Source organism: Pseudomonas sp. GM30 (genome assembly GCF_000282275.2).
In the GTDB taxonomy this organism is placed as follows: Bacteria; Pseudomonadota; Gammaproteobacteria; order Pseudomonadales; family Pseudomonadaceae; genus Aquipseudomonas.
Genome location: NZ_AKJP02000030.1, coordinates 258,652 through 276,806, shown reverse-complemented (window position 1 = coordinate 276,806; position 18,155 = coordinate 258,652). Strand labels below are relative to the sequence as shown.

At 59.4% G+C, this 18,155-nt stretch carries 16 protein-coding genes; 13 read left to right on the top strand and 3 right to left on the bottom strand.

Annotated elements, in window-relative coordinates; genetic code table 11:
* Positions 1 to 195: 195 nt before the first annotated feature.
* The 4 genes from trxB (at position 196) to infA (ending at position 2,994) form a co-directional block, all read left to right on the top strand.
* A complete protein-coding gene (gene trxB, locus PMI25_RS24765) occupies positions 196 to 1,155 on the top strand; it encodes a thioredoxin-disulfide reductase (RefSeq protein WP_007966614.1) in 960 nt (319 codons plus the stop codon).
* A 62-nt stretch (positions 1,156 to 1,217) separates the two neighbouring features.
* Positions 1,218 to 1,898 (top strand): leucyl/phenylalanyl-tRNA--protein transferase, encoded by a 681-nt coding sequence (gene aat, locus PMI25_RS24760; RefSeq protein WP_045122183.1) that lies wholly within the window; start codon positions 1,218 to 1,220, stop codon positions 1,896 to 1,898.
* 57 nt (positions 1,899 to 1,955) lie between these two features.
* Positions 1,956 to 2,663, top strand: coding sequence for an arginyltransferase (locus PMI25_RS24755; protein ID WP_007966617.1), 708 nt, complete (start codon positions 1,956 to 1,958; stop codon positions 2,661 to 2,663).
* 112 nt (positions 2,664 to 2,775) lie between these two features.
* Positions 2,776 to 2,994 (top strand): translation initiation factor IF-1, encoded by a 219-nt coding sequence (gene infA, locus PMI25_RS24750; protein WP_002553999.1) that lies wholly within the window; start codon positions 2,776 to 2,778, stop codon positions 2,992 to 2,994.
* Positions 2,995 to 4,023: 1,029 nt separating this feature from the next.
* Here infA and clpA read toward each other — a convergent pair.
* Positions 4,024 to 6,294 carry an ATP-dependent Clp protease ATP-binding subunit ClpA gene (clpA, locus tag PMI25_RS24745; RefSeq protein WP_007964841.1) on the bottom strand — a complete coding sequence of 757 codons (2,271 nt, stop codon included), beginning with the start codon at positions 6,292 to 6,294 and terminating at the stop codon, positions 4,024 to 4,026.
* Positions 6,295 to 6,324: 30 nt separating this feature from the next.
* Complete coding sequence (gene clpS, locus PMI25_RS24740; protein WP_027614670.1) at positions 6,325 to 6,708, bottom strand: ATP-dependent Clp protease adapter ClpS; 384 nt, start codon at positions 6,706 to 6,708, stop codon at positions 6,325 to 6,327.
* A 224-nt stretch (positions 6,709 to 6,932) separates the two neighbouring features.
* Here clpS and PMI25_RS24735 point away from each other — a divergent pair, with 224 nt between their 5' ends.
* Entirely contained in the window at positions 6,933 to 7,214 is a 282-nt protein-coding gene (locus PMI25_RS24735) for a cold shock domain-containing protein (RefSeq protein ID WP_007964843.1), read from the top strand.
* 62 nt (positions 7,215 to 7,276) lie between these two features.
* On the opposite strand, the gene icd is transcribed toward PMI25_RS24735, so the two are convergent.
* On the bottom strand, positions 7,277 to 8,533 hold the full coding sequence (gene icd / locus PMI25_RS24730; protein WP_007964844.1) for an NADP-dependent isocitrate dehydrogenase: 1,257 nt from the start codon (positions 8,531 to 8,533) through the stop codon (positions 7,277 to 7,279).
* A gap of 481 nt (positions 8,534 to 9,014) precedes the next feature.
* On the opposite strand from icd, the gene PMI25_RS24725 reads away from it, so the two are divergent.
* The 8 genes from PMI25_RS24725 (at position 9,015) to PMI25_RS24690 (ending at position 17,859) form a co-directional block, all read left to right on the top strand.
* Positions 9,015 to 11,240, top strand: coding sequence for an NADP-dependent isocitrate dehydrogenase (locus PMI25_RS24725; RefSeq protein ID WP_007964845.1), 2,226 nt, complete (start codon positions 9,015 to 9,017; stop codon positions 11,238 to 11,240).
* A gap of 193 nt (positions 11,241 to 11,433) precedes the next feature.
* Positions 11,434 to 11,880 (top strand): NUDIX hydrolase, encoded by a 447-nt coding sequence (locus tag PMI25_RS24720; RefSeq protein WP_007964846.1) that lies wholly within the window; start codon positions 11,434 to 11,436, stop codon positions 11,878 to 11,880.
* Positions 11,881 to 11,939: 59 nt separating this feature from the next.
* Positions 11,940 to 13,064, top strand: coding sequence for a tRNA 2-thiouridine(34) synthase MnmA (mnmA, locus tag PMI25_RS24715; protein WP_007951446.1), 1,125 nt, complete (start codon positions 11,940 to 11,942; stop codon positions 13,062 to 13,064).
* Positions 13,061 to 13,684, top strand: coding sequence for a high frequency lysogenization protein HflD (gene hflD, locus PMI25_RS24710; protein ID WP_003223824.1), 624 nt, complete (start codon positions 13,061 to 13,063; stop codon positions 13,682 to 13,684). Before mnmA ends, hflD begins: the two co-directional genes overlap by 4 nt.
* Positions 13,685 to 13,811: 127 nt before the next feature.
* Entirely contained in the window at positions 13,812 to 15,182 is a 1,371-nt protein-coding gene (gene purB, locus PMI25_RS24705; protein ID WP_007964847.1) for an adenylosuccinate lyase, read from the top strand.
* Between the two features lie 86 nt (positions 15,183 to 15,268).
* Positions 15,269 to 16,441 (top strand): ribosomal protein uL16 3-hydroxylase, encoded by a 1,173-nt coding sequence (locus PMI25_RS24700; RefSeq protein ID WP_007964848.1) that lies wholly within the window; start codon positions 15,269 to 15,271, stop codon positions 16,439 to 16,441.
* A complete protein-coding gene (locus PMI25_RS24695; protein WP_007964849.1) occupies positions 16,434 to 16,859 on the top strand; it encodes a GNAT family N-acetyltransferase in 426 nt (141 codons plus the stop codon). The genes PMI25_RS24700 and PMI25_RS24695 overlap by 8 nt, the downstream gene beginning before the upstream one ends.
* Positions 16,860 to 17,121: 262 nt before the next feature.
* Positions 17,122 to 17,859 (top strand): secretin N-terminal domain-containing protein, encoded by a 738-nt coding sequence (locus tag PMI25_RS24690; RefSeq protein WP_007964850.1) that lies wholly within the window; start codon positions 17,122 to 17,124, stop codon positions 17,857 to 17,859.
* The last annotated feature ends 296 nt before the right edge of the window (positions 17,860 to 18,155 follow it).

The window sequence follows — 18,155 nt, the reverse complement described above, 5'->3', positions numbered from 1 at the left end:
GTGCCGCAGCTTTTATAAACACAGCCATAAACACAGCGCCCTACAAATATTCTGTAACAGCCCGGCATTGTACGGGTTTGTGCGGCTGATGCCATGCTTCAAAACCCATAGCAGAGCATAGCCATTGCCACAAATCCTGCGGTTCAATTTGAGCATGCATTGTCTTTTGTGACAAAGGCTTATGAGGTGTATTTGATGAACGCAGCGAAGCATTCACGCCTGATCATTCTCGGCTCCGGCCCTGCCGGTTACAGCGCCGCCGTGTACGCCGCCCGGGCCAACCTCAAACCGGTGGTGATTACCGGGCTGCAGGCCGGTGGTCAGCTCACCACCACCGTCGAAGTCGACAACTGGCCCGGCGACGTCGAAGGCCTGACCGGCCCGGTGCTGATGGAGCGCATGCAAAAACACGCCGAGCGCTTTGCCACAGAGATCGTTTACGACCACATCCACACCGCCAAGTTGCAGCAGCGCCCGTTCGAACTCATTGGCGACAGCGGCACTTACACCTGCGACGCGCTGATCATCGCCACCGGCGCCTCAGCGCAATATCTGGGCCTGCCCTCGGAAGAAGCCTTCGCCGGCAAAGGGGTTTCGGCTTGCGCGACCTGTGACGGCTTCTTCTATCGCAATCAGGTAGTCGCCGTGGTGGGTGGCGGCAACACCGCGGTCGAGGAGGCGCTGTACCTGTCGAACATCGCCAGAGAGGTGCATCTGATCCACCGTCGCGACAAGTTGCGCTCGGAGAAAATTCTCCAGGACAAGCTGTTCGAAAAAGCCGCCAATGGCAACGTTCGCCTGCACTGGAACCAGAATCTCGACGAAATACTGGGCGACGCCAGCGGCGTGACCGGCGCCCGTCTGCGCGACAGCCACACCGGGCAGACCCGCGAACTGGCCCTGGCCGGCGTGTTCATCGCCATCGGCCACAAACCCAACACCGACCTGTTTCAGGGCCAATTGCCAATGCGCGACGGCTATCTGCAGGTGAAAGGCGGTAGCGACGGCGACGCCACCTCCACCGAGATCCCCGGCGTCTTCGCTGCCGGCGATGTGGCCGACCACGTCTACCGCCAGGCCGTGACCTCGGCCGGCGCCGGTTGCATGGCGGCACTGGACGCGGAGAAGTATCTGGACGACATTCCTGTCATTTAACGGCACACTTCAGCGCGGGCCTTACGCCCGCACCGCCCTCCCCTTCTGCAAGCCTGGACGCCATGCTGACTTGGTTACAACGCAATTCCCTGACTTTCCCGCCCCTGGATAAGGCCATGCGCGATCCCAATGGATTGCTGGCTGCCGGTGGCGACCTGTCCGCCGATCGTCTGGTGCAGGCCTACCGGCACGGCTGTTTTCCATGGTTTTCCGAAGGTCAGCCGATCCTCTGGTGGTCGCCGGACCCGCGCACCGTGCTGTTTCCCGACGAACTGCATGTCTCGCGCAGCCTCGGCAAACTGCTGCGCAAGCAACGCTACCAGGTGACCTTCGATCAGGATTTCGACGCCGTGATTCGTGCCTGCGCCGCACCACGGGACTACGCCGACGGCACATGGATCACCGAAGCCATGCAGGACGCCTACCTCGAACTGCACCGCCGCGGTTTCGCCCACTCGGTCGAGGTCTGGGATCAGGGCCAACTGGTCGGCGGCCTGTATGGCCTGGCGATGGGTCAGCTGTTTTTCGGCGAATCGATGTTCAGCCGCGCCGACAACGCCTCCAAATATGGCTTTGCCACGCTGGTGCAGCATCTGAAAGACGCCGGATTTGTCCTGATCGACTGCCAGATGCCGACCGATCATCTGCACAGCCTCGGCGCCCGGGCGATCCCTCGCCAGGAATTCGCCGACTATCTGGCTCGCCACCTGGATCAACCCAGTCGTGCCACCTGGGTTTGCTGAGCGACTTTTGCGCGCGTGGCTTACACTTAATTCACCAGCTTATCCCGAGGGTTGATCATGACCGAGTTGGCGCGTTTGAAGTTTTATGCCACTCAGCCTCATTCCTGCAGTTATCTGCCCGAGGAGCAGGCGACGACGCTGTTTCTCGACCCGAGTCAGCCCATGGATGTGCACGTCTACGCAGACCTGTCGGAAATGGGTTTTCGTCGCAGCGGCGATCATCTGTATCGGCCCCATTGCCAGAATTGCAATGCGTGCGTGCCTGCACGCATCCCGGTGGCGCAGTTCAGCCCCAACCGCCAGCAGAAACGCATTTTCAAACGCAACGCCGATCTGCAGGTACGCCCGGTAAAACCGCACTTCAGCGAAGAATATTTCGATCTGTACCAGCGCTATATCGAACAGCGGCATGCCGACGGCGACATGTACCCGCCTAGTCGTGACCAGTTTTCGACCTTTCTGGTGCGCGACCTGCCCTTTTCGCGCTTCTACGAGTTTCGTCTCGACGGACGGTTACTCGCCGTCGCGGTGACCGATCTGCTGCCCAACGGCTTGTCGGCGGTCTATACCTTTTACGAACCTGACGAAGAGCGCCGCAGCCTGGGGCGCTTCGCGATTTTGTGGCAAATCGCCGAAAGCCAGCGCCTGGCACTGGAAGCGGTGTATCTCGGTTATTGGATCAAGAACTGCAAAAAGATGAACTACAAGACCCAATATCGCCCCATCGAATTGCTGATTAATCAGCGCTGGGTGATCCTGAACTGATCGCAAGCCGTAAACCCCTTGGCTTGAACCCCCTTTTTCGGGCACAATGCACGCCGCTTTTGCCTGGCGCAGTTGCACCGGGCCATTCATTGGACACCGAGGGCTTTACTGCATGTCGAAAGAAGACAGCTTCGAAATGGAAGGCACTGTCGTCGACACCCTGCCCAACACCATGTTTCGTGTGGAGTTGGAAAATGGGCACGTCGTAACCGCGCATATCTCCGGCAAGATGCGCAAGAACTACATTCGTATTCTTACCGGTGACAAAGTGCGCGTCGAGCTGACGCCCTATGACTTGAGCAAAGGGCGCATTACTTACCGCGCTCGTTAATCAAGTCAATACAAGACGCCCGGTTTATGCCGGGCGTTTTTGTTTGTCTGCGATTTGGGTTTGGTTTGGGTTTGGGCCTGGGTTTTGGGTGTATATCCGTTGCTGCGGTAACGGCCTCCTATGGTTTCGCTCTTACAGCGAGTCACCTTTTCCAGACGCCGGAGTGCCGGCCCAGCGAAAAGGTAACCCAAAAGGCTTTGCCCCGGCGTACGGCACTTCGCTTAGGCTCAGTGTTCCCTCGCTACGGTGTCCATCCGGGGGCATCGCCTACGGTTTGCTTCGCTGCACCTCCTCTCGATGGATGCGGCTTCGCCGCATGGCGCTGCGCGCCTACCCCCCTGATGGACACCTTCGCTCGGCCTGCCGAAGGGGCTGAAGATCAAAAGCCACATCAAAAACCGGAGCCAGAGCCAAAGCAGATCAAAAGATCACAGCCTTCGGCAGTTCCTACATGGGATTGGGTACATTCATTAAGAAATTGGTCGGCTGACAGGCCGCCATCGCTGGCAAGCCAGCTCCCACATTTGGACTGAGTGAATTGAGTTAGAGACTGGTCGGCTCGTAGGCCGCCATCGCCAGCAGGCTGGCTCCTACAGTACAGATTGCGTGCACCCCATGCGGCGAAGCCGCCCCACTCAACACAATGAGCGTTAGCTCGAGTACCGCTTTTGATCTCAAGGCCCGTCGGCAGGCTGAGTGGAGGGGTTTATCCGGGGGTGGGAGCGTAGCGACCGTTTGGCGCAGCCAAACACAGCGAGAGGAGGTGCAGCGAAGCAAACCGTAGGCGCTGCCCCCCGGATGAATCCCGCAGCGAAGGAACCCGAGCCTAGGCGAGGGCCGAACGTCAGGGCACAGACCTTTTGGTTACTTTTGGCTGGGCCGGCATTCCGGGCGTTTGCCAAAAGTGACCCGCCGTAAGGGCGGAACCCTAATCAGCTACACCCGCAGCAACGGATATACACCCAAAACCATAAGACAACAAAAAAGGCGCCCGAAGGCGCCTTTTGCTTTACAACAGACCAACAACCGTCAGGCCATCTCCGCCGTAGTCTCGAAGTCAAACGTCAGCTCACCATCCTTGATGTCGATGTGCACCACACCGCCATGCTCGGCCAGTTCGCCAAACAGAATCTCCTCCGCCAGCGGACGCTTGATCTTGTCCTGGATCAGACGCGCCATCGGACGTGCGCCCATCGCCGAGTCATAACCACCGGCCGCCAGCCAACTGCGCGCCGCATCGGTAACCTCCAGCAACACACGCTTGTCTTCCAGCTGCGCCTGCAGTTCGGTAAGGAACTTGTCCACCACGCTTTTGATGACCTCATGGCTGAGGCGACCAAACTGGATAATGGTGTCCAGACGGTTACGGAACTCCGGCGTGAAGCTCTTCTTGATCACTTCCATCGCATCGGACGAGTGGTCCTGATGAGTGAAACCGATCGAAGCCCGCGCCGCGGTTTCGGCACCGGCGTTGGTGGTCATGATCACGATCACGTTGCGGAAATCCGCCTTGCGCCCGTTGTTATCGGTGAGCGTGCCGTGGTCCATTACCTGCAGCAGCAGGTTGAAGACTTCCGGATGCGCCTTCTCGATTTCATCGAGCAGCAACACGCAGTGCGGCTGCTTGGTGATCGCCTCGGTCAACAGACCGCCCTGATCAAAACCGACATAGCCTGGAGGCGCACCGATCAGACGCGATACGGTGTGGCGCTCCATGTACTCGGACATGTCGAAGCGCACCAGTTCGATACCCAACGCCTTGGCCAGTTGCCGCGCCGCCTCGGTTTTACCGACACCAGTAGGACCGGCGAACAGGAACGAACCGACTGGCTTGTCAGGCGACTTGAGCCCGGCACGGGACAGCTTGATCGCGGTGGACAGCGAATCGATCGCCGCATCCTGACCAAATACCGTCAGCTTCAGGTCACGCTCCAGGTTGCGCAGCAGTTCCTTGTCGGAGCTGGTGACGTGTTTCGGCGGAATCCGCGCAATCTTCGCCACGATGTCTTCAACCTGCGGCACTTCGATGCGCTTGACGCGCATTTCGACCGGTTGCAGGCGCTGGTAGGCACCCGCTTCGTCGATTACGTCGATGGCCTTGTCCGGCATATGCCGGTCATTGATGTAGCGCGATGCCAGTTCAGCAGCGGCGCGCAACGACTCATCGCTGTATTCGATGTTGTGGTGCTGTTCGAAACGCCCTTTCAGGCCGCGCAGGATACCGATGGTGTCTTCCACCGACGGCTCGACGACATCGACCTTCTGGAAGCGTCGTGCCAGCGCACGATCCTTCTCGAAGATGCCACGGAATTCCTGGAACGTGGTCGAGCCGATGCAGCGAATGTCGCCAGACGACAGCAGCGGCTTGAGCAGGTTCGAGGCATCCATCACACCACCGGACGCAGCGCCCGCACCGATGATGGTGTGGATCTCGTCGATGAACAGGATCGCCTGCGGACGTTTTTTCAGTTCATTGAGCAACGCCTTGAAGCGCTTCTCGAAATCACCGCGATACTTGGTGCCTGCGAGCAGAGCGCCGAGGTCGAGCGAATAGACGACGCTGTTGGCCAGCAGATCCGGCACCTGGTTGTCGACAATGCGCTTGGCCAAGCCTTCGGCAATTGCAGTTTTACCCACGCCTGCCTCGCCCACCAGCAGCGGATTGTTCTTGCGCCGGCGCGCGAGAATCTGCGCGACACGCTCGACTTCCGATTCGCGGCCGACCAGCGGATCGATCCGGCCCTGGCGCGCGAGTTCGTTGAGATTGCTGGCATAAGCATCCAGCGGATTGCCTGAAGAAGAAGACTCACCGCCCTCGTCGTCCTGCATATCTTGTTCACCTTCAGAGTGATCGCCGTGCCCTGGCACTTTGGAAATGCCGTGGGCGATGTAATTGACGACATCAATGCGCGCAACGCTCTGCTGTTTCAGCAGGAATACGGCCTGACTCTCTTGCTCACTGAAGATTGCAACCAGCACGTTGGCGCCGGTTACTTCGCGTTTGCCCGAGCTCTGCACATGGAAGACAGCACGTTGCAGTACACGCTGGAAGCCCAGGGTTGGCTGGGTTTCGCGATCTTCGTCATGGACGGGGATCAGTGGCGTGGTGGAGTCGATGAACTCCTGCAGGTCGTGCTTGAGTTTGTCGAGGTTTGCGCCGCAGGCACGCAATACGGTGGCGGCAGCCTCATTGTCCAATAGGGCCAGCAGCAGGTGTTCGACGGTCATGAATTCATGACGCTTCGAACGAGCCTCCTTGAAGGCAAGATTGAGGGTGACTTCGAGCTCGCGGTTTAACATAGCTTCACCTCATACCCAAGTGGTCGGCGATTAACCGTCCTTCTCGATTTCACAGAGTAGCGGATGCTGGCTTTCCCTGGCGTACTGGTTGACCTGCATGGCCTTTGTCTCGGCGATGTCGCGGGTAAACACTCCACATACTGCCCGTCCTTCTGTGTGAACGGCCAGCATGACCTTGGTCGCCAGCTCGCGATTCAGGTTAAAAAACACCTCGAGCACTTCGACGACGAAATCCATCGGTGTGTAGTCATCATTGAACAAAACCACCTTGTACATCGGCGGCGCCTGTAACGCAGGCTTTGCTTCCTGAACAGCAACGCCTGCCGAATCGTCGTCGTGCTCCTCTGGATGATCCTTTTGGAGAAGCGGGCGATCCTGATTGAATGTTAGTCGAATCTGGCTGATTGCATGCATGGAAAGAAAGGTTCGTCAGTTGTGCAAATACAGTGGTGGGGGCGGCTGTACACCTTTTCAACTCCGACTGCCCGGTCACCTTGACTATCGGGAAAACGGTGTTACAACCAATAGAGCCCACAGTGGGTAAAAAAGATCCGCGGAGTCAATCCTTTTAACGGATTAGATTGCGGATGTCCTGGATGATACTCCAGCGATGGAGTCTGTTGCAGAGGGATTTGAGCATGGCTGTCGGCAAGGTCAAGTGGTTCAACAATGCCAAGGGATTCGGCTTCATCAATACCGATGCCCGGGAAGGACGTGACGAGGACGGCAAAGAGGTCGATTTCTTTGCGCATTATTCGGCCATTGAGATGGACGGGTATAAAACTCTCAAGGCCGGGCAGGTCGTCAGTTTCGACATCGTCCAGGGGCCCAAAGGCCTGCACGCGGTAAAGATCAAAGCGGCAACCGTGGCAGGCGAAGCGGCTACGCATGCCCCTCATACAGAAACGGTATCAGGCTGACTCAACCGTCACCCGGTCATGAAAAAACCGCCCGAAGGCGGTTTTTTTTGTACCTGCATGGCTTACATGTGCTTGATGATCGCCTCACCGAAGCCCGAAGAAGACACCAGCGTGGCACCTTCCATCAGACGCTCGAAGTCATAGGTCACGGTCTTGGCCTTGATGGCGCCGTTGGTGCCCTTGATAATCAGGTCAGCCGCTTCGGTCCAGCCCAGATGACGCAACATCATCTCGGCCGACAGGATCACCGAGCCCGGGTTGACCTGGTCCTTGCCGGCGTACTTCGGCGCGGTACCGTGGGTCGCCTCGAACATGGCCACGGTGTCGGACAGGTTGGCGCCCGGCGCGATACCGATACCGCCCACTTCCGCCGCCAGGGCGTCGGAGAGGTAGTCGCCGTTGAGGTTCAGCGTGGCGATCACGTCGTACTCGGCCGGACGCAGCAGGATCTGCTGGAGCATGGCGTCGGCAATGGCGTCCTTGACGATGACTTCACGGCCGGTTTTCGGGTTCTTGAACTTCATCCATGGGCCGCCATCGAGCAGTTCGGCGCCGAATTCTTCCTTCGCCACCTCGTAGCCCCAGTCCTTGAAGGCACCTTCGGTGAATTTCATGATGTTGCCCTTGTGCACGATGGTCAGCGACTTGCGGTCGTTGTCCACCACGTATTGCAGGGCCTTGCGCACCAGACGCTTGGTGCCTTCCCTGGAAACAGGTTTGATGCCGATACCGCAATCCTGGTCGAAACGGATCTTGGTGACGCCCATTTCTTCTTTCAGAAACTTGATGACCTTGGTGGCCTCAGGGGAGCCGGCCTTCCATTCGATACCGGCATAAATGTCTTCGGAGTTCTCGCGGAAGATCACCATGTCGACGTCGCCAGGCTTTTTCACGGGGCTCGGCACACCTTCGAACCACACCACGGGACGCAGGCACACATAAAGATCGAGTTGCTGGCGCAGGGCGACGTTGAGGGAGCGGATGCCACCACCGACCGGGGTGGTCAGCGGGCCTTTGATAGAGACCACGTAATCTTTGACGGCGTCCAGGGTTTCCTGGGGCAGCCAGGTGTCCTGGTCATAGACCTGAGTCGCTTTTTCGCCAGCATAAACCTCCATCCAGGAAATCTTGCGCTTGCCCCCGTAGGCCTTGGCCACGGCAGCATCAACCACTTTGATCATCACCGGGCTGACGTCGACGCCAATGCCGTCACCTTCGATGAAGGGGATGATCGGGTTATCAGGAACATTGAGAGAATGGTCTGCATTGACGGTGATTTTGTCGCCGACGGCTGGAACCTGAATCTTCTTGTAACCCATGCTGAACTCCATTGTTTGGATTGAACATCTGGCTTGGTTCGAGCGTAACCCAGTTAAATCAACACGCAAACCCTCTGTTCACGGCGCGGGCACATCTGGTTTCGTACAAGCCTGAAAGCAAAGGGAAAAGCGCCAAACTCAAGCATTCGCAGCGACTCTACGCCCCACCCGCCCCTGCGACCTTTAGACCAATGGACGAGAATCGTTGCATATGAACCATCGGCAGATTGCCAGCTACCTATGTATAATGCCGCCCGCTGACCAAAGGGTCACGACGGCTGGCCTCTCTAGCACGAGACTTTCCGCCTGATTGGTCGGGTTGTTACCGCAGTCCGACTGCTTGACGCTCTACTGATGCACCCAACATCACCGCGAAGAATCTCGACATTCGGTTCATGGATGACTTTGAACGAACGCGCTTACCCGGCGCCCCTCGAGTTTCTGCGCACGCTTTAGCAAAGAAGAGAGAGTTAATCCGAATATGCCCACCCGCTCGAAGATCATCTATACCTTCACCGACGAAGCTCCAGCCCTCGCCACCTATTCCCTGCTGCCGATCATCGAGGCTTACACCGCCTCGGCCGATATCGCCGTGGAAACCCGCGATATCTCTCTTGCAGCACGCATCCTGGCCAGCTTCCCCGAGCAACTGGGCGACAAAGCCGTAGCCGACCACCTCGCCGAACTGGGCGACCTGGCCGTTACGCCTGAAGCCAACATCATCAAGCTGCCGAACATCAGTGCTTCGGTGCCTCAGCTGCAAGCAGCGATCAAAGAACTGCAAGCCCAGGGTTACAACCTGCCGGACTACCCGGAAACCGTGACCAACGACGCCGAAAAAGAAGCCAAGGCGCGTTACGACAAGGTCAAGGGCAGCGCCGTGAACCCGGTTCTGCGTGAAGGCAACTCCGACCGCCGCGCTCCGCTGTCGGTCAAGAACTACGCGCGCAAGCACCCGCACAAAATGGGCGCCTGGGCCAAAGACTCCAAGTCCCACGTGGCTCACATGAGCACCGGCGATTTCTACGGCAGCGAAAAAGCCGCCCTGATCGACGCCGCTGACGCTGTGAAAATCGAGCTGATCGCCAAAGACGGCACCGCCACTGTCCTGAAAGAAAAAACCAGCGTTCAGGCCGGCGAGATCCTCGACTGCGCCGTGATGAGCAAAAACGCCCTGCGCGCGTTCATCGCTGCTGAAATCGACAGCGCCAAAGCGCAAGGCGTGCTGCTCTCGGTGCACCTGAAAGCAACCATGATGAAGGTCTCCGACCCGATCATGTTCGGCCAGATCGTTGCCGAGTTCTATAAAGACGCCCTGACCAAGCACGCTGACGTGCTGGCCCAGATCGGCTTCAACCTGAACAACGGCATCGGCGACCTGTACGCGCGCATCAAGGCCCTGCCGGCCGAGCAGCAAGCACAGATCGAAGCTGACATCGCAGCGGTCTACGCCGCGCGTCCGTCGCTGGCGATGGTCAACTCCGACAAAGGCATCACCAACCTGCACGTGCCGAGCGACGTCATCGTCGACGCCTCGATGCCAGCAATGATCCGCGACTCCGGCAAGATGTGGGGCACCGACGGTCAGCTACACGACACCAAGGCTGTGATCCCGGATCGTTGCTACGCAACCATCTACCAGGCTGTGATCGAAGATTGCAAAGCCAATGGCGCGTTCGATCCGACCACCATGGGCAGCGTGCCAAACGTTGGCCTGATGGCGAAGAAAGCCGAAGAGTACGGCTCGCACGACAAGACCTTCCAGATCAAGGCTGACGGCGTGGTTCGCGTCACCGACAGCAAGGGCAACCTGCTGATGGAACAGGCTGTAGAAGCCGGCGACATCTTCCGCATGTGCCAGACCAAAGACGCGCCGATCCAGGACTGGGTCAAACTGGCCGTCAACCGTGCTCGCGCCAGCAGCACCCCGGCGATCTTCTGGCTGGACCCGATGCGCGCCCACGACGGCGTAGTGATCGAGAAGGTTCAGGCTTACCTGAAGGATCACGACACCAGCGGTCTGGACATCCAGATCATGGCGCCGGTCGATGCCATGAAGTACACCCTGCAGCGCACCCGCGAAGGCAAGGACACCATTTCGGTGACCGGCAACGTACTGCGCGACTACCTGACCGACCTGTTCCCGATCATGGAACTGGGCACCAGCGCCAAGATGCTGTCGATCGTGCCGCTGATGAACGGCGGTGGTCTGTTCGAAACCGGCGCCGGCGGTTCGGCGCCGAAGCACGTGCAGCAACTGGTTGAAGAGAACTTCCTGCGCTGGGATTCGCTGGGCGAATTCCTCGCGCTGGCAGCGTCCCTCGAGCATTTGGGTGTGAACTACAACAACCCGAAAGCGCTGGTTCTGTCGAAAACCCTGGATCAGGCCACCGGCCAGTTCCTCGACAACAACAAGTCGCCATCGCGCAAAGTCGGCAACATCGACAACCGCGGCAGCCACTTCTACCTGGCGCTGTACTGGGCTCAGGCCCTGGCCGCCCAGACCGAAGACGCGGCACTGCAAGCGCAGTTCGCGACCCTGGCCAAAACCCTGACCGAGAACGAGGCGACCATCGTTGCCGAACTCAACGCCGTGCAGGGCAAGCCAGTGGACATCGGCGGTTACTACCACGCCGACGCCGAGCTGATCAGCAAGGCCATGCGCCCAAGCGCAACCTTCAACGCGGCGATTGCTGCGCTGGTTTAAGCTTGTAAAGGGAACATCACAAACCCCGGCCGTGTGCCGGGGTTTGTGTTTTCAGGATCCCCCCCTTTGTGGGAGCGAGCTTGCTCGCGAATGCGGTTTATCATTCAACATCTTCATTGACTGACCCGCCGCTTTCGCGAGCAAGCTCGCTCCCACAGGGATTGGGGTTTAACCAATAGATTGAGGAAGATTTATGGAATGGCTCCCCCACATCACCGTCGCCACCATCGTCGAAGACAACGGCCGCTTCCTGATGGTCGAAGAGCACAAGGCCGGGCGTAATGTGCTCAATCAGCCGGCCGGCCATCTCGACCCGAACGAAACCCTGATCGACGCCGCCATCCGCGAAACCCTCGAGGAAACCGGCTGGGACGTCGAACCCACCGGCGTGATCGGCATTTATCTGTATACCGCGCCGAGCAACGGCGTGACGTATCAACGCGTGTGCTTCAGCGCCAAAGCGGTGAAACATCACCCGGACTATCAATTGGACGACGGCATCGTCGGCGCCAAGTGGTTGACCCGCAGCGAATTAATCGCTCAGCGCGACAACTGGCGCAGCGAGCTGATCATCCGCTGCATCGACGATTATCTGGCCGGCCATCACTTCAGTCTCGAACTGATCCGCCCTTCTCTTTAGCCTTGAGGCCGTGAGCCTGCTAGAATCGCGTCCTTTTTCAAGACACTCATTGAATCCCTATGCGTGATCCAGCCCCTTCTGACACATCCAAGAAGCGCGTCATTGTCGGCATGTCCGGCGGCGTGGACTCTTCCGTTTCCGCTCTCCTGCTGATCGAGCAGGGTTACGAGGTGGAAGGCCTGTTCATGAAGAACTGGGAAGAAGACGACGGAACGGAATACTGCACCGCCATGGACGACCTGGCGGATGCCCAGGCCGTGTGCGACAAGATCGGCATCAAGCTGCACACCGCCAACTTCGCCGCCGAGTACTGGGACAACGTGTTCGAGCACTTCCTCGCCGAATACAAGGCCGGGCGCACGCCGAACCCGGACATCCTGTGCAACCGCGAGATCAAGTTCAAGGCGTTCCTCGACTACGCCATGATGCTGGGCGCCGACCTGATCGCCACCGGCCACTACGTGCGCCGTCGTGACATCGATGGCCGCACCGAACTGCTCAAGGGCCTCGACCCGAACAAGGACCAGAGCTACTTCCTGCACGCCGTCGGCGGCGAACAGATCGCCAAGACCCTGTTCCCGGTCGGTGAACTGGAAAAGCCCGAAGTGCGCGCCATTGCCGAGAAATACGAGCTGGCGACCGCCAAGAAGAAGGATTCCACCGGGATCTGCTTTATCGGCGAGCGTCGTTTCAGCGATTTCCTCAAGCAATACCTGCCGGCGCAACCGGGTGAGATCAAGACCACCGAAGGCGAAGTCATCGGCCGTCACCACGGCTTGATGTACCACACCATCGGTCAGCGTCAGGGCCTGGGCATTGGCGGCCTGAAAGACGCCGGCGACGAGCCGTGGTACGTGCTGCGCAAGGATCTGGACACCAACGAGCTGATCGTCGGCCAGGGCAACAACCATCCGTGGCTGTTTTCCAGCGCCCTGCTCGCTTCGGAAATCTATTGGGTCAACCCGATCGACCTGAGCCAGCCGCTGCGCCTGACCGCCAAAGTGCGTTATCGCCAGAGCGATCAGGCCTGCACCCTGGAAAAAACCGCCACTGGCTACCGCGCCGTGTTCGACGAACCGCAGCGTGCGGTGACCCCGGGCCAGTCCGTGGTGTTCTACGACGGTGAAATCTGCCTCGGTGGCGGCGTGATCGAAGTCGCCGAGCCGTGGAGCGGCCAGGCATGAGCCCGACTCAGGAGCAACTGACGGCGCTGGGCGGGGTGTTTCTCGCCGCCGTGCTGGTCGACCGCATCGCCAAGACCGGCCAGACCAGCGAGGCCGGCCTGAGCTGCATGCTCGGCAGCCTGCTGGTACGCGACCCGAAGGACACTCTGGATGTGTACGGCGGCGACGACCTCAATCTGCGCGAAGGTTATCGGGCATTGATCGGCGCTCTGGAGCGCGACCCGAGCACCCTGCAGCGCGAGCCGCTGCGCTATGCCCTGTCGATGCTCGGCCTCGAACGTCAATTGGCCAAGCGTGACGACATGCTCGACACCATAGGCAAGCGCCTGCCGCAGATCCAGTCGCAGGTCGAACACTTCGGCCCGGCTCACGAAAACGTGATTGCTGCTTGCGGCGCGCTGTATCAGGACACCCTGAGCACCCTGCGCCAGCGGATTCAGGTGCATGGCGACATGCGCAACCTGCAGCAACCGAGCAACGCCTCGAAAATCCGCGCCCTGCTGCTGGCCGGCATCCGTTCGGCACGCCTGTGGCGACAGCTCGGCGGCCACCGCTGGCAGTTGGTGATCAGCCGGCGCAAGCTGCTCAAAGAGCTGTATCCGTTGATGCGTAGCGAGTAAATCGTCGCGCCATAAAAGCTTTGTAGTCTGTAGCGCGTAATACGCCGGTCAGTTGGCAACGGACCGGCGGATTTTTTCATGTATGATACGCGCCCCATTTCGTTGCCCGACTGTCCGAGAACACCCCATGCAGCTCTCTTCGCTCACTGCGGTTTCCCCTGTTGACGGCCGCTACGCCGGCAAAACCCAGGCCCTGCGCCCGATTTTCAGCGAGTACGGCCTGATCCGTGCCCGCGTCCTGGTTGAAGTGCGCTGGCTCCAGCGCCTGGCCGCCCACGCCGGTATCCCGGAAGTGCCAGCCTTCTCCGCCGAGGCCAACGCCGTTCTCAATGAACTGGCTGAAAACTTCTCGCTGGAACACGCCGAGCGCGTCAAAGAGATCGAGCGCACCACCAACCACGACGTCAAGGCGATCGAATACCTGCTCAAGGAGCAGGCGGCCAAACTGCCGGAGCTGGCCAAGGTCAGCGAGTTCATCCACTTTGCCTGCACCAGCGAAGACATCAACAACCTGTCCCACGCCCTGATGCTGCGCGAAGGCCGTGACGACGTGATGCTGCCGCTGATGCGCCAGACCGCCAACGCGATCCGTGAACTGGCGATCCGTTTCGCCGACGTGCCGATGCTGTCGCGCACCCACGGTCAACCGGCCTCCCCGACTACCTTGGGTAAAGAGCTGGCGAACGTGGTTTACCGTCTCGAGCGTCAGATCGCTCAAATCGCTGCCGTGCCGCTGCTGGGCAAGATCAACGGCGCCGTAGGCAACTACAATGCGCACCTGTCGGCTTACCCGCAGATCGACTGGGAAGCCAACGCCCGCGCCTTCATCGAAGACGAACTGGGCCTGGGTTTCAACCCATACACCACGCAGATCGAACCGCACGACTACATCGCCGAGCTGTTCGACGCGATCGCGCGCTTCAACACCATCCTGATCGACTTCGACCGTGACATCTGGGGCTACATCTCCCTGGGTTACTTCAAGCAGCGCACCATCGCCGGCGAAATCGGTTCCTCGACCATGCCGCACAAGGTCAACCCGATCGACTTCGAAAACTCCGAAGGCAACCTGGGCATCGCCAACGCACTGTTCCAGCACCTGGCGAGCAAACTGCCGATCTCCCGCTGGCAGCGCGACCTGACCGACTCCACCGTATTGCGCAACCTCGGCGTGGGCTTCGCTCACAGCGTGATCGCCTACGAAGCCAGCCTCAAAGGCATCAGCAAACTGGAGCTCAACGAGCAGAAGATTGCCGCTGACCTCGACGCTTGCTGGGAAGTATTGGCTGAGCCGATCCAGACCGTGATGCGCCGCTACAACATCGAAAACCCGTACGAGAAGCTGAAAGAACTGACCCGCGGCAAGGGCATCAGCCCTGAAGCGCTGCAGACTTTCATCGACGGCCTGGACATGCCAGCCGAAGCGAAAGCCGAGCTGAAACAGCTGACCCCGGCCAACTACATCGGCAACGCTGTAGCGCAAGCAAAACGGATCTGATTCACCGCTTGACCCGTTTGAGACGCCCGGCCGCGCCGGGCGTTTTTATTCCCGTCTGAAAAATGATTTTTTTCAATAGGTTACACATGAATCCTGATACTCCTCTTCAACTTCTGGGCGGTCTTACGGCGCGCGAATTCATGCGCGATTACTGGCAGAAAAAGCCACTGCTGATCCGTCAGGCCATCCCTGACTTCGAAAGCCCGATCGACGCCGACGAACTGGCCGGCCTGGCCCTGGAAGAAGAGGTCGAGTCGCGCCTGGTGATCGAGCACGGCGAGCGTCCTTGGGAGCTGCGTCGCGGCCCGTTCGCCGAAGACGAATTCAGCAAACTGCCGGAAAAAGAGTGGACTCTGCTCGTTCAGGCCGTTGATCAATTCGTTCCGGAAGTCAGCGAACTGCTGGAAAACTTCCGCTTCCTGCCGAGCTGGCGCGTCGACGACGTGATGATCAGCTTCGCCGCCCCGGGTGGCAGCGTCGGTCCGCACTTCGACAACTACGACGTGTTCCTGCTGCAAGGCCACGGCCAGCGCAACTGGAAGATCGGCCAGATGTGCGACTCCGAGAGCCCGCTGCTGCAACACGCGGACCTGCGCATCCTCGCCGAATTCCACGAGACCGAAGAGTGGGTGTTGGAGCCGGGCGACATGCTCTACCTGCCGCCGCGTCTGGCCCATTGCGGTGTCGCCGTCGACAACTGCATGACCTACTCGGTCGGCTTCCGTGCCCCGAGCGCCTCGGAAGTGCTGACTCACTTCACCGATTTCCTCAGCCAGTTCCTGACTGACGAAGAGCGCTACACCGATGCCGATGCAAAACCGGTCAGCGATGATCCGCATCAGATCCATCACGACGCACTCGGCCGCCTGAAAAGCCTGCTCGCCGAGCACATGAGCGACGAGCGCCTGCTGCTGACCTGGTTCGGCCAGTACATGACCGAGCCGCGCTACCCGGAACTGGTGGTTGGCCCGGAAGACGTTGAAGAAGACGACTTCCTCAACGCTCTGCAGGACGGCGCGGTGCTGATCCGCAACCCGAGTGCACGCCTGGCCTGGTCGGAAGTCGATGACGATCTGCTGCTGTTCGCCAGCGGCCAGAGCCGTTACTTGCCGGGCAAGCTGCGCGAGCTGCTGAAGATGATCTGCGCCGCCGATGCGCTGCACGTCGACAACCTCGGCGAATGGCTGAACGACGAAGACGGTCGCGGCCTGCTGTGCGAGCTGGTCAAACAGGGCAGCCTGGGATTTGCCGATGAATAAGATTCGCGTACGTGTCGCAGACTGGCAAAAGGACAACGCCGAGATCCGGCGCATTCGTGAAACGGTGTTCATCGCCGAACAATCGGTGCCACCCGAGCTTGAATGGGACGCCGATGACGCGACCGCCGTGCATTTTCTGGCGTTCGAAGGCGACTTTCCGATCGGCACCGCCCGCCTGCTGCCCGACGGGCACATTGGCCGGGTGTCGGTACTGAAGGACTGGCGCGGGATGAAGGTGGGCGATGCGCTGATGCAAGCGGTGATCGCCGAAGCCGAAGCCCGTGGCCTGAAAGAGCAGATGCTCAGCGCGCAAGTGCAGGCCACGGCGTTCTATGAGCGCCTGGGCTTCAGCCTGGTCAGCGAGGAATTCCTCGAAGCCGGGATTCCGCATGTCGATATGGTTCGGCATTCGGCCTGATCGGCAAAGATCTTGTGATCTTTGGAGACCCTGTGGTGAGGGGATTTATCCCCGATGGACTGCGAAGCAGGCCCAAGGTTTTTTGGGGCCGCTCCGCGCCCCATCGGGGATGAGTCCCCTCACCACAAAGGCCCTTGAGCACATCACAAAACGCCCCGCCATCTTCGGATGCCGGGGCGTTTTGCTGTCTACGATTCAACTTGCCCCACCCCGGGCCGACAAACTGGCAATATCAAGTCTTTCGAAAGCGGAGATAACGGACATGTCCCTACGCACCCTGCTCACCACCCTGCTGCTCGGCTGCAGCCTGTCGGTGATGGCAGCCACAGAAATCGTACCTCTCAAGTACCGCACCAGCACCGACATGTTGCCGATGGCGCAAGACTTTATCGGCAAGGACGGCCAGGTCAGCGCCTATGGCAACCAACTGATCATCAAGGCCGAGCCGGACAAGATTCAGGAAGTCAAAGCACTGATCACCCAGCTCGACACTGCGCCCAAGCGCCTGCTGATCACCGTCGACACCAACGAAAACAACCAGCAGAACACCGGCGACCAACAAACCCGGATCATCAATTACAGCACCGCCAGCCGTGACGGAGGCATCCAGCAGATTCAGGCCAGCGAGGGCGCGCCGGCGCTGATCCAGGTCGGCCAGAGCGTGCCGATCACCAGCAGCCAGAGCAACTCTTACGGCGATTACAGCAGCCAGACCCAATACCGCAACGTCACCCAGGGTTTCTATGTCACGGCTAGCGTCACCGGCGACATCGTTCACCTGGCAATCAGTACCAACCGTGACCGCATGAGCCAGGAACGTCCCGATGTAGTGAACGTGCAAAGTACCGACACAACGGTCAGCGGACGCTTGGGCGAATGGATCACCCTCGCCGGCATAAACCGTGAGACCCAGGCCGACAAACAGAGCCAAAGCCGCAGCTACTCGACTCAAGGCCGGGATGACATGACGTTACGGGTGAAAGTCGACGCCCTGGACTAAAGCACCGAAAACTGACTGATTAGTCGTATTAGACGAAAGATGTAGTGCTTGAAAAAAAGCACTACAAAACGTTTGACGAGCCAAAAAAGCGAAGGCATGATGGCCTCGCTCCCGCTAATCAGAGGCCCTGGCAAGGGCCTTCGAAGCGATGTTCGCACCTACCCCGCGAACCGCTTCGTGTCTGTACCGCCCACAAGGTGTGTTTGACGAGGTTGCCGACTGGAACGAAGTTGTCCCGAGGGACGGAAGCGTAATTAGGTAACCCGGCTTCACGCTGCAGACCGTATAAAGGCCCA